12 protein-coding genes are annotated in these 12908 nt (G+C 50.1%); 5 read left to right on the top strand and 7 right to left on the bottom strand.

The genetic code is table 11. The features are described from left to right. Positions 1 to 238: 238 nt before the first annotated feature. The 5 genes from LG219_RS05980 to LG219_RS05960 form a co-directional block, all read right to left on the bottom strand. Positions 239 to 2455 (bottom strand): TonB-dependent receptor, encoded by a 2217-nt coding sequence (locus LG219_RS05980; protein ID WP_226763619.1) that lies wholly within the window; start codon positions 2453 to 2455, stop codon positions 239 to 241. A gap of 171 nt (positions 2456 to 2626) precedes the next feature. Continuing rightward, positions 2627 to 3043 (bottom strand): ExbD/TolR family protein, encoded by a 417-nt coding sequence (locus LG219_RS05975; RefSeq protein WP_226763618.1) that lies wholly within the window; start codon positions 3041 to 3043, stop codon positions 2627 to 2629. 91 nt (positions 3044 to 3134) lie between these two features. Then, complete coding sequence (locus LG219_RS05970; protein WP_226763617.1) at positions 3135 to 3797, bottom strand: MotA/TolQ/ExbB proton channel family protein; 663 nt, start codon at positions 3795 to 3797, stop codon at positions 3135 to 3137. A gap of 5 nt (positions 3798 to 3802) precedes the next feature. Continuing rightward, on the bottom strand, positions 3803 to 4516 hold the full coding sequence (locus tag LG219_RS05965) for an energy transducer TonB (protein WP_226763616.1): 714 nt from the start codon (positions 4514 to 4516) through the stop codon (positions 3803 to 3805). A 216-nt stretch (positions 4517 to 4732) separates the two neighbouring features. Then, positions 4733 to 4939, bottom strand: a complete 207-nt coding sequence (locus tag LG219_RS05960) for a hypothetical protein (protein WP_226763615.1) — start codon at positions 4937 to 4939, stop codon at positions 4733 to 4735. A gap of 277 nt (positions 4940 to 5216) precedes the next feature. Here LG219_RS05960 and purB point away from each other — a divergent pair, with 277 nt between their 5' ends. The 5 genes from purB (at position 5217) to LG219_RS05935 (ending at position 10919) form a co-directional block, all read left to right on the top strand. Continuing rightward, positions 5217 to 6587, top strand: a complete 1371-nt coding sequence (gene purB, locus LG219_RS05955; RefSeq protein ID WP_226763614.1) for an adenylosuccinate lyase — start codon at positions 5217 to 5219, stop codon at positions 6585 to 6587. 57 nt (positions 6588 to 6644) lie between these two features. Next, positions 6645 to 8096, top strand: coding sequence for a YdgA family protein (locus tag LG219_RS05950; protein WP_226763613.1), 1452 nt, complete (start codon positions 6645 to 6647; stop codon positions 8094 to 8096). A gap of 280 nt (positions 8097 to 8376) precedes the next feature. Next, entirely contained in the window at positions 8377 to 9513 is a 1137-nt protein-coding gene (gene earP, locus LG219_RS05945) for an elongation factor P maturation arginine rhamnosyltransferase EarP (protein WP_226763612.1), read from the top strand. Between the two features lie 162 nt (positions 9514 to 9675). Then, positions 9676 to 10242 carry an elongation factor P gene (locus LG219_RS05940; RefSeq protein WP_226763678.1) on the top strand — a complete coding sequence of 189 codons (567 nt, stop codon included), beginning with the start codon at positions 9676 to 9678 and terminating at the stop codon, positions 10240 to 10242. A gap of 218 nt (positions 10243 to 10460) precedes the next feature. Beyond that, positions 10461 to 10919: a DoxX family protein gene (locus tag LG219_RS05935; RefSeq protein WP_226763611.1), complete on the top strand. Its 459-nt coding sequence runs from the start codon at positions 10461 to 10463 to the stop codon at positions 10917 to 10919. 65 nt (positions 10920 to 10984) lie between these two features. Here LG219_RS05935 and yiaY read toward each other — a convergent pair whose 3' ends face one another. Together yiaY and LG219_RS05925 are read right to left on the bottom strand one after the other, a co-directional pair. Then, positions 10985 to 12136 carry an L-threonine dehydrogenase gene (gene yiaY, locus LG219_RS05930; protein ID WP_226763610.1) on the bottom strand — a complete coding sequence of 384 codons (1152 nt, stop codon included), beginning with the start codon at positions 12134 to 12136 and terminating at the stop codon, positions 10985 to 10987. A gap of 234 nt (positions 12137 to 12370) precedes the next feature. Further along, positions 12371 to 12874, bottom strand: coding sequence for an FUSC family protein (locus LG219_RS05925; protein WP_226763609.1), 504 nt, complete (start codon positions 12872 to 12874; stop codon positions 12371 to 12373). Positions 12875 to 12908: the final 34 nt, after the last annotated feature.

Below are 12908 nucleotides of genomic sequence, written 5' to 3'. Positions count from 1 at the left end.
AAAAGAAAGGCGACCCGAGCGCACCCCGCTCCGCGGTTCCCTCGCGTGGCGTGAGCCGAACAATGAAGCCGTTCGTCTCCCTTCGTGCTCGGTGTGCTTGAACGGGTTTTAAGCCCCAGCCCAACTAGCGCGACACAGCATCAACCCAAAATCGGAACACCAACTAAAAACCAGCAACAGCAAAGCCCCGCATCCATGATTTGGACTGATGTGGACTTTGCTGTCTTGGTTTTACGACTTAATTAAACTTATAGCTGGCGCTCAAACGGGCAGAACGCTTAGTACCCGGTAAAGTGAAGCCTTGATACAAACCTTCGTAATGGTCGGTATCAAATAAGTTGTACACATTGAGCTGCACGCTGACATCACGGTGACTCCATTCAGCCATCGCATCCCAACGCACATAGCCTGGCAGGTTCACGATATTATCCAAATTGGTGTAGCGCTTGCCCATGGCGTTAAAGCCGCCACCGACTTTCCAATTGCCGTCGATTTGATACGTAGTCCACAAATTGGCGGTATAGCGCGGCGCATTGTCCGGCATATTGCCCTCTTGGTACTTGCGTTGTGGATTGGTAATCTCGGCAATCACCGGATCCATCAACGCCACACCGGCAAAGATTTGCCAATCGGCGCTCAACTGCCCAGCGGCTTCGAGCTCAATCCCGTCGGTATAACGGCGACCTGACAGCAAATACGGCTTCACGACACCGGGCTCAATGTCAGTTTGGCGTTCATTGGTTTTTTCGGTACGGAAAATCGCCGTGCGCAAAGCCAAACGACCGTCGTACAAATTAAACTTGGCACCAATTTCGTAGTTGGCGTTTTTTTCTGGATCGGTCAGCGCGCTCTTTGGGTCGGTTGAATACGCTTCAGCCGATGGATTAAACGACGTGCCGTACGACACATAATACGATTGCACCGCAGTCGGCTGATAAATCAAGCCAGTGCGCCAGCTCCATACATTATCAGTGCGGCCAGTATTGGGCGCAGCATCCAATTTGGTGAAGGATTCATTGGTGGTTTCAGCTTTGAAATGATCGTAACGCGCGCCGAGTAACACTTTCCAGTGCGGGGTTAAATCAATCATGTCTTGCAAGTAAAACGCCACTGTATCGGCTGTTGAATGCGCGGCCACGGTATTGACCGGTGCGCTGCAATTGGGCGCACCGCCTAAACTTGGATTGCCCACGGTGGTCGACGGCATAATGCAAGGTCTTAAACCAGCGTCATTGGGTTTAGCCGTGCCGGTGAGATCTAACTGCATGCGGCCCGTGCTGGTGAGTTTTTCGCGCGTTAATTCCATCCCCGCCAAAATGCTGTGGCGGATGGTGCCGGTTTCTACATCCCACAACACATCGGTTTGATTGGAGATAATTTCTTGATCGCGCATCCGCAATTTACGGCCACGGGTGACCTTAGTGCTGTCGCTTAAAGCGTCAGAAGGGCTGGCAAATTGCAAGCCCGGTGCGCTGGCGCGTAAATCAAGTTGATATTTACCCAAACGCGTGCCGTTTTTTAGCAATAAATTAGGCGTAATTTGATGCTGAAAATTCAAACTCAGCATATCGGCCACGGTGTCTTCTGAATCAAAGTCGCGTAAGCCATAAAATTGATCGACATTGCCAATCGGCTGATCGGTACCATGAATCGACGCCGCTTTACGGTAATACGGCACGCCATAATCGGGGACGTTATTTTCTTCGTAATGCAAATACATCACGCTAAGCTGAGTTGGCTCGCCAATCCCAAAGGTCACCGTCGGCGCGACGCCCCAACGATTCATCTCGGCGCCATCGCGGAAACTATCGGCTTTTTGCCCCATGACATTCAAGCGAATGGCGGTGTTGTCGTTAATGGCTTTATTAAAATCGCCTTCGGCGCGGTAATACGCATCGGTTCCCAAAGTGGTGGTCACTTGGTTTAAATCGCCTTTAAAGGCTTTTTTACTCACTTGATTGACGACTCCGCCGGTTGAACCACGGCCAAACAACATCGACGCGGGGCCGCGTAATACTTCGACTGAATCAATAAAAAAGGTGTCGCGATTGTATTGCGCCGCATCGCGGAAACTATCGAGATATAAATCATTAGAAGCGCCAAAACCACGAATACGAATCCCATCGCCACTGGCGCCGCCTTCTGCAGCGTTAAAAGTCACGCCGACGGCATTGCGCAGCGCTTCTTTGACCGTATTGGCGTCTTGATCGTGCATTAATTCTTGGGTAATGGTGGTGACTGATTGCGGCACATCAAGGGTATCTTGCTGCATACGGCCTACACTCACGGTTGGCGCGTTATACGTATTAGAAGTGCCATTTTGACTGGTTTCAGCACTCACTTCAACCGGCGCTAATACCGCCTCATTGGCATGAACGCCGCCAGCAACGGCGCTGAACAACGCGGCTGCTGCGGGGAATTTGGCAAAATGCCGAATGCCTGATTTATCTCGCATGGGTATCTCTATTAATCAATTTTTGAACAAAAAAAAGGCGGAGTTAACCGCCAAAACGAGGGTAAGTGTTGGTGTAAAAGCCCAAGCTCGGCGCCCTAACTCGCGCCTATTTAGCGCCAGCAAGCACGCGGCAACTGACCTTTACGCAATAACTTCAGTTAACAGGACAAATCAACCTCCTTGCCCATTGGTCATTAAGCCAATTTTGCTTAATCCGGCACGCTGCGCTGCGGCCATGGTTTGCGCGATGCGTTCGTACTGCACGGTTTTATCGGCATATAAATGCACTTCAGTTTGCGGATCAGCCTGAAAAACCGCCGCCAATTTAGCGTCTAACTGCGCGGCATTGAGCACGGTTTGCTCATCGAGCAAACTGCCATCGGCTTTGAGCGTTAAACGCAGCGGCGTTTTGACCACCTGCTGCACACTGGCCGTCGCCTTTGGCAACTCCACTTTGACGGCATGCGTCATCACCGGTGCGGTGACAATAAACACCACCAGCAGCACCAGCATCACATCCACCAACGGCGTGGTATTGATTTCTGCCATTGGCGCGGCATCTTGCTGCCCAAAACTACCAAACCCCATGATCCACTCCTTTATTTATCGCCAGCGCGGGCTCAAATCCGCTGGATTGAAACTTGCAGCACCCGCGTCTTCATCTGTTCAGTCCGCTCAATCAGTTCACTTCGCTTAATAATTGCGCGTGCAAATCATGGGTAAAACCATCGAGTTCTTGGCCAAAGCGGCGATTGGCACGAATAAACGCGTTGTACGCCACCACTGCCGGAATCGCGACCGCCAAACCAGCGGCAGTTGCCACCAAAGCTTCACCAATTGGCCCGGCCACCGTGGCGAGCGACGCATTGCCGCTGGCGGCAATGCCGACCAAGGCGTTATAAATGCCCCACACCGTGCCGAATAAACCAATAAAAGGCGCCACCGAACCGGTGGTGGCCAGCCAAGTTAAACCGCGCTCCATCTTGGCGGTTTCTTGACTTAAACCGGTACGCAATTGCCGCACTAAATAATCATCGAGTGACACCGCTTTGGCCAAACCACGGCCTTCGTGTGCGCGGTAATGCTGCAAACCAGCGGCGCCCGTCGTGGCCAATTTGGCGGCGGGCGATTGATTGTTGGCCGCCAGATCAAGCGCGATTTGCCAATTACTGGCGTCCCAAAATTGATTCATAAAACGTTGCTGATGGCGCTTCATCACCCACAACAAACGTGAGCGCGCCACAATCACCACCCAACTCACAATCGACATCAACACCAATAAACCAAATACCGACTGCAAAATCGGGTCACCCGAATGCAAAACCAAAGACAAATCCATCATCAACCTCAAGACTTTTTAATAGAAAAATGCACCGGCACAATCACCGTTCCCGCCACCGCATCCTGACCGCGTTTGGCCGGAACAAAACGCCATTGCGTTACAGTCACCTGCGCCACCCGATCTAAGCGCGGATAACCACTGCTTTGCTGCAAACTCACCGCTTCGGCGCTGCCCGTCGCGCTCACTTGTACTCTGAGCATCACTACGCCTTTTTCACCCAAAGCTAAAGACTGTGGTGGGTACGGTGGTTTGGGATTGTTTAAATAATTGGCATGAAAGCTCGGCTCAGTCACGCTATCGACCACTTCCGTACTTTGCCCACGCGCACCGGCGCTCGATGGCAGCGCAGGGCTGGCCGCTTGCGCGGTCTCCGCATGTTGGCTGTCAGTGGCTGGCGTGGTTTTTTCGGCGGCAGCCACCGTCATGGTGGCGCTGCGCTCTGGCGTTGGCGCAACGCGGCTGGGTTTAGCCACCGCCACCGCCGTTTTTACTGCGGCTTTAGGCGCGGCTTTTTTCACCACCGTCGGCTCTGCCTTGGCTTGAACGACCGGTGCAGGCTTCATCATCACTGGCGCCGGCGCGCCCTGACTGAGCGGCACAGCTTGCAGCATGATCGGCTCTGGCAAGCGGCTGGGACTTGGCGTACTCATCACCCCATGCAGCAAGCCGGCATGGGCCAACACCACCAGACATAAAGAATATTTGTTATCGAGAATCATTCTCGTATGTTATCAAGAAGCATTCTCATTAGCAATATGCCATTGCATTTATCTTCTTTCATACAACAATGCCGATTTAATTTAATTTGCCGTGGTCATCATTTAAAACCAGAAACAACGCGTTGACGTTGCGATGGTTTACGATTGGCTGGGTTGGTTTGGGTATAGCCCTGCAGCATTTAACAACAATGGGTGTGCAGGCTATACCCGTATGGATTAAGGCAATTGGCGCGTAGGGACTGCGGCGTCTGGCGGCGTTTGCGCCAGATTAGACGAAAAATGAAACACCATCGCATTGGCAAACATGGCATCAAAGCCTTTGGCAATCATCGTTTGCACCAAGGTTTGGGCCTGACAACCGCGCGCCAGATTCTCAACAATCCATTGCTGCCATTCGGGGCTTAAATGGGTATAGCTCGACATTGACTCTCTCCATGAGTTTTATCACGGCCAGCTCGAACGGCCAGCTCGTTACACAACAAAGACTTACAAATAAATCCTGATTATTTCAACAAAGCAGTCAAACTGTAAGACAAGCGCATTATTCATGCGAATACTCACCCTGTCACGAATCCATTATTTGCTGTGCAAACCACCCACAAAATAGCTGTCGCTGCGCACTGCACGGCTGTGAGCGAATCAAGCCACTGTGTTAGAATCGGCGCTTTGATAGACCAAGACCTACGGACGGGTTGGCATAATGGAACTTTCAGCACTCACCGCACTTTCACCACTTGATGGCCGCTACGAAAAACAATTGACCGATTTACGCGCTCATTTTAGCGAATACGCATTGATCAAAAACCGCGTTACCGTTGAAGTCGCTTGGCTCAAAGCCCTCGCCAGCGATGCTGCGCTTGAAGATATCAAGCCTTTTTCTGCTGCCACCATTGCTGAACTGGACGCAGTCGTCAGTCAATTCAATACCGAACACGCACTCGAAGTCAAAACCATTGAACGCACCACCAACCACGACGTTAAAGCGGTTGAATACTGGTTAAAAGAACGCCTATCGGGCAACGCCGAAGTCTCGGCAGCCAGTGAATTTATTCACTTTGCCTGCACCTCAGAAGACATCAACAATCTATCACACGCCTTGATGCTTAAAGGCGCGCGTGAAAGTGTAATGTTGCCTAAATTGTCAGAAATCATCACCAAGCTTAAAGAATTAGCTCACGAGCTCGCTGATGCACCAATGATGAGCCGCACCCACGGTCAGCCAGCAACGCCGACGACGATGGGTAAAGAAATGGCTAATGTGGCGTTTCGTTTAGAGCGTCAATTGTCGCGCATTAGCGAAGTTGAATTACTCGGTAAGCTCAATGGCGCCGTCGGCAACTACAATGCACATTTGTCGGCTTACCCTGGTTTTGATTGGGAAGGCTTTTGCTGCCGCTTTGTCGAAAGCTTAGGGATTAACTTTAATCCCTACACCATTCAAATCGAGCCGCACGATTATATGAGCGAGTTGTTTGATAATTTCGCGCGCGCCAACACCATCTTGGTCGATATGAATCGCGACATCTGGGGTTATATTTCTCTGGGCTTTTTCAAGCAACGCGTTAACAAAAACGAAGTGGGTTCTTCAACCATGCCACACAAAGTCAATCCAATTGACTTTGAAAACTCCGAAGGCAACCTCGGGATGGCCAATGCGGTGTTGTTCCATTTAAGCCAAAAACTGCCTGTCTCACGCTGGCAGCGTGACCTGACTGATTCGACCGTATTGCGTAATATGGGCGTCGGCATGGGTTACACTTTGCTCGGCTACGTCGCGGCACTCAAAGGCTTAAATAAATTAATGGCCAATCGCGATGCCATGGCTTTTGATTTAAACAACAATTGGGAAGTATTGGCCGAGCCGATCCAAACCGTAATGCGCCGCTACGGTGTGCCTAACCCATACGAACAACTCAAAGAGTTAACGCGTGGCAAAACCGGCATTACCAAAGAAGCGCTGGCGGTGTTTATTGACGGCCTAGCGATCCCACAAGACGCCAAAGATCGCCTCAAAGTATTGACGCCAGCCACCTATCTGGGTACGGCCGAGGAACTTGCTCGTCGTATTTAAGTCTAGAGTTCGGGCAGTACGCTGCCCGACTCTTTTACCGTATTTAAGGAACTCACAGTGAAACGTAAAGTTGTTTTGGCCAGTAGCCTCACCTTCGCCGCGCTTGCCATCGCCTACGTCGGGGGTAGCTATTACGCTGGCCAAGCCGTAGAACAGACCATGCAAAAGCAACATGCTTGGCTGGCTAACTTACCGTATTTTATTGTGAAATCGCACAGCTATCAGCGCGGTTGGTTTAGCTCGACTGAAACCACCACCTTGCAAGTGCGTCCAGAATTGTATCGCTTTATGCTTGAGCAAGAAGGCGAGCCGCTGCAAACCTTTGCAGTAACGTATACCAATCATATCCAGCATGGCCCGCTGCCTTTACTCAGCCAATTTAATTTCATGCCGTATAAGGCTGCAGTGAGCACCAAATTTGTGTTTGCGCCCGATACCCAGAAATTTTTAAGCAAATTTTTCGGCGAACAACAGCCGATTCAAATCGAAAATCGCATCAGTTTTAACGACGATGGGATTGTGAATTTATCCATTCCCGCGTTTGAATACGAAGAAGCCCTGTCCGGCATTAAAGCGCACTGGGAAGGCCTCACCGCCAGCCTCGATTACGGCGGTGATTTTAACCGCGTGACGCTGCTGGCCAATGCGCCAGGCCTGAAAGGCGAAGCCAAAAACAAAGGCCAGTTTGCCCTGAAAGACTTTAGTTTTAACATTACGCAAGTGCGTGGCAGCAGCGGTTTAATGATCGGCAGCACCACCGCCCAAATCGGTCAGCTCGATCTCAATCTCATCGAAGGCACACCGTTCAAGCTCAAGCTCGATCAATTGGCTTACGCCGGTGACATCAAAGAAGCCGGCGAATTTATTAATGCCAGCGCCAAGATCGACCTCAAAACCTTGACGTTGGATCAGCAACCCTACGGCCCTGCGGTGTTGATCGCCGAAGCGAATCATTTGCACGGCAAAACCTTAGCTAAAATTGGTGACGAGCTCACCTTATTACAAAAACAAAACCTCGATCGTGACCAACTGACGGCGGCGCTGACCAATCTGGCCAAAACCCAAGGTCTGCCTTTATTGCAAAACAATCCGCAATTGGCGATCAAAAAATTCGAAGTCAAACTCCCCGAAGGCGCGCTGCGCTTTACCGGTGAAGTGGGCCTGAATGGCTTTGTGGCCGCCGACCTAGACAAACCGGTCGACTTGGTCAATAAAATCAACGCCAAAGCCGATTTTTCTGTGCCACGTAAAGTCGTCGAAACCATGGCACTATGGCAAGCGCGCAATGTATTTGGCGGCGCCGATAGCCAAGTGAATATGGCCGATTTGGATTTTCTGGCGGGGCAATTTGTTGAAGGACAAATCAATAAGCTGGCCGAACAAAATCTAATTCGCGTCGATGGCCAATTACTGGCCGCCACTGCCTCACTGAATAAAGGGGCCTTTATTCTCAACGGCATTAAAGTGCCGCTGCCATGGGCCACACCAGCCGGCGCAGAGGCCGAATAAATCCCGGCGGCAATTTAAAAACAAGGTCTCCTACGAGGCTAATGCCGTTCACTTAAGCCAAGTGAGCGGCATTTTTTTCCTGTTACTTTTGACGCAAAGGCGCAGAGAAAATCAATTGCAAAACCCTGAATTTCCTCCGCGTCTCTGCGCCTCTGCGTCAGGTTTTCAGGGTTTGTCGTTAAGTGAGCTGTATTTCTCCTACGAGACCTTGTTTGTTTTAAACCCTGCGCAAGCGATGCTCTGCGCCAAAACCAATCAATATCAATAACAAGGAAAGCCCATGCAAACTTGGACCATTTTTTGTCGCGTGGTCGACAATTTTGGCGATATTGGCGTGTGTTGGCGTCTGGCACGGCAATTGGCCAATGAGCATCACCTTGCCGTTACTTTATGGGTGGACGATTTGGCGAGCTTTGCCCAAATTCGCCCAGAAATTCAGCCCGATTTAGCAATCCAGATGCTCGATACGGTGAGCATTCGACATTGGCCCAAGCAATGGCCAATTGAAACGAGCGCAAGCGAGGTGGTGATCGAAGCCTTTGGCTGCGATTTACCCAGTGCTTACCTCGCGCACATGCAGCAATGGCCAAGCAAGCCCATTTGGCTGAATTTAGAATACTTAAGCGCCGAAGATTGGGTGGCCGGTTGCCACGGTCTGCCGTCGCCGCAAATGGGTTTAAATAAATACTTTTTCTTTCCCGGCTTTAGCCAGCGCACCGGCGGGCTCATCGCCGAGCGCAGCATGCTCAGCCGCCGAGCACAATGGCAGGCCAGTGACAGCCAGCAATTGCGCCGCCAATTGGCACCGCTTTTGCCCGCCGAAACCGCCGACACCGTGTTTATTTCTTTATTTGCCTACGAAAACCCCGCCGTAATCGACTGGCTGAGCGCGCTAAAAGACAGCCCGACCCCGATTCATTTGTTTATTCCAATCGGCAAGGTATTGCCACAGATCGCACAGCTACTGAAGCTGCCAGCGCTATACGTCGGGCAAGTCTATCAATACGGCGCGTGTCATCTCGCCATATTACCGATGCTCAGCCAAGATGATTACGACCAACTCTTGTGGAGCTGCGATTTAAATTTCGTTCGCGGTGAAGACAGTTTTGTTCGCGCCCAATGGGCAGGCATCCCGATGGTGTGGCAAATTTACCCGCAAAGTGAAAATACACACTTAGACAAACTCGCGGCGTTTTTGGCGCTGTATACCGCCGACTTACCCACGCAAAGTGCCGAGGCATTAACTGCGTTTTATCAGTGCTGGAATCAAGGGGGCGACGTGGCGGCCAGTTGGTTGGCCTATTACCAACAACAGGCCATCTTGCAAAAACACGCCAAAAACTGGGCTTTTCGACTAGCGGAACACGGAGATCTTGCGACTAATCTGGTCAAGTTCACCCAATCCAAGTTAAAATAGTCGATTGTGTCGAGCGTGTTTTAAAAGTACGTGGCTCGATTGATGTTTTTTGGCCGTAGCAAAGCCAAGCATCAACGGATGCTCTGGTTCACACCGACAAAATCGCCGCACTCTTAAAACCCGTTCTATTTAATCTGCTTTTAGGTATGTAAAAAAATGGCAATCAAAACTGCTCAAGAAGTTCGCGCTGGTAATGTGATTTTAGTTGATGGTCAACCTTGGGTTGTGCAAAAAACTGAATACAGCAAATCAGGCCGTAACTCATCGGTTGTTAAAGTTAAAGCCAAAGGTTTGCTATCAAACCAAGGCTCTGAAGTCGTCTACCGCGCCGATGACAAACTCGACGTTGTGACTTTAGAAAAACTCGACTGCACGTATTCTTATTTTGCTGATCCAATGTTTATTTTCATGGACGCAGAATTTAACCAACACGACGTTGAAGCCGACAATCTTGGCGACACTCGTGGCTTGATCGTTGATGGCATGGAAGACCAATGCCAAGTGACTTTCTACGAAGGCAAAGCGATTTCTGTTGAATTGCCAACCGTGGTTGTTCGTGAAGTGGAATACACCGAGCCAGCGGTTCGTGGCGACACTTCAGGTAAAGTCATGAAGCCAGCCAAACTCAAAGGCACTGACTTTGAATTGCCAGTGGCGGCCTTTATCGAAATCGGCGACAAAATCGAGATCGACACGCGCACGAACGAATTCAAAAAACGCGCTGCTTAATTGCTCGTTTAAGCTGCCAAAAGCCACCGAATCGGTGGCTTTTTTTATGCTCAACACTTGAGCTTAACAACGTCAACATCCCGCGAATTAGCAGTTTCAGCGCCTTCCCAGCTTGGTCTAGCCACTCCAGTACATATTCCGGCATTTAATTTAATCGATAGCGTAAGAAATTAGCGCACTGGCCGACTACAGTGCAATCAATTAACGATAGTGACAATATGATGCAAAAGCTGATTTCTACGTGCATTAAAGCCCAGTCTCTCAATCGACTGGCCCCACTGGCGGATTTATTGCTACGGGTTTACTTAGCGAAAGTTTTCTTGCTATCGGGCTTAAGCAAAATCCAAGATTGGCCTACCACGCTGTTTTTATTTACCGAGGAATATCATGTGCCGCTATTGTCCCCCACTCTGGCCGCCATATTTGGCACGGCTGCTGAGCTGATTTTGCCGATCACTTTGCTCATCGGTTTATTCACTCGCAGCTCGGCCTTGGGCTTATTGCTAGTCAATGGCATGGCGGTGGTGGCGTATTTTCATGTGCTCAAAACGATCCCCTCGGCACTGCAAGACCATTTGGAATGGGGCTTAATGCTGCTGGTTTTAGTCGCGATACCGACGCGGCGCTGGAGTTTAGATTGCGTATTACTTCGTAGCCAAAAATCGTCAATCCTTTAAAAGTTTAAATTTTCAGCAAAAAAAAACGCCACAGCGATGTGGCGTTGTTTACTACACCTTTTGCTTTACATCGCCGCGCGATAAATTTCGCAAACTTCTTCAAACGTCGGTTGTTTTGGATTGGTCAAACCACACGCGTCTTTTAATGCATTAGTTGCCAAGGTGGGAATGTCTTCGAGCTTGGCCCCCAATTGCGCGACGCCAGTTGGAATACCCACATCAACCGACAATTGACGGATCGCGGCAAGGCAAACATCGGCGGCAGCGTCATCACTTAAGCCATCCACCTTCTCGCCCATTGCCCGTGCAATATCGCCCAAACGTTTAGCACACACTTGCTTGTTATACGCTTGCACATGTGGCAACAAGATTGCATTGCAAACGCCATGCGGTAAATCGTAAAAACCACCCAATTGATGCGCCATGGCGTGCACATAACCCAGCGACGCATTATTAAATGCCATCCCGGCTAAAAATTGGGCATACGCCATTTGTTCACGCGCCGCAATATCATCACCGTGACGCACCGCTTGGCGTAATGATTGGCTAACGATCTCAACCGCTTTGAGCGCACAGGCATCGGTAATCGGCGTGGCAGCGGTCGATACATACGCCTCTACCGCGTGCGTTAAAGCATCCATCCCCGTGGCGGCGGTTAAACCGGCGGGTTTAAGCAACATCAATTCAGGATCATTCACCGACAAAATCGGCGTAGTGTGCTTATCCACAATCGCCATTTTTACATGTCGCGCTTCGTCGGTGATAATGCAAAACCGCGTCATTTCACTGGCGGTACCGGCCGTAGTGTTAATCGCAATTAAAGGCAATTGTGGTTTAGCCGAGCGATCGAACCCCTCGTAATCTTTAATCTCACCGCCATTGACCGCAACCAATGCAATGCCTTTGGCGCAATCATGCGGCGAGCCGCCACCGACTGAAATCACGCAGTCACAGCCATTGGCTTGCAGCATGGCCAAACCGGTCGCTACATTGGCGGTAGTTGGATTGGGATGCACCCCATCAAACACCACGCTGGCAACGCCTTCTTGGTCTAATAAATCGGTCACGGTCTTAACCACGCCAATTTGAACGAGCGGTAAATCCGTCACAATCAGCGCTTTTTTAAAGCCATAACTTTGGATGGTTTTCGCCGCATCGCGTAAGCAACCAGCGCCCATTAAATTCACACTTGGGATAAAAAAAGCAGTCGTTGTCATGATCAATACCTCGGTTCATAGTAGAACTACAATGCATTTAGCCTACTCCGAATGCCGGTGTAATTAATTGATTTAAATCAGAACCACAACGCACAAACTACCTCGTACGTGATACTCGCATGCGGTATACACACTACACTTTGCCTGCGCTCGCGTGGCCGTAGGCCTACTTTTTCGCTGCTCAAAACCCGCCTTCGCAAAGCAAGGATGGATTGATGGCTTTAAGCACTGAATTTACTTTTTATCCTGCACATCCGCATCCGTTGGCCACAACACAATCGCCGCCATCGACAAGGCAATGCCAATCATCGACTCGCTAAACCGTAATATTGAATTTAAATAGGGATTGAGCGATGGATGCATACTGGCCATCACCATGGTGATGCACACAGTAATCGAAGCCAAACGGGCGTTATCGGGAATATGCAGTATTTCACACAATAAAACCGTGGCAAAAATTGTCGCCCCCATGCCTAACAAACTAAACGGGAAAAACTGAAAATACAGCGCACTCATACTCGCGCCAATCAAAGTGCCTAAAGTGCGCATCCACGCCGATTCAATCGTGGCTTTTTGCGTCGCCTGCAACACCACAATCGATGAAATTGCCGCCCACAAGCCACCAATTCCTGCCGATTCACCCTGAAAAAACTGCGTAAAATGCACGCCAAAGTAAAATGACAAGACAGTAACAACCGCCACCTGTAGCGCCATATGCAGCGATCGACGTTCAATCATGACTACTCCTTATTCATTTTTTCGGTCTACTCAA

It is taken from the genome of Deefgea salmonis (assembly GCF_020531905.1).
Taxonomy (GTDB): Bacteria; Pseudomonadota; Gammaproteobacteria; order Burkholderiales; family Chitinibacteraceae; genus Deefgea; species Deefgea salmonis.
The sequence above is the reverse complement of the archived record's forward strand: the minus strand, read 5'-3'. Positions and strand labels throughout refer to the sequence as shown.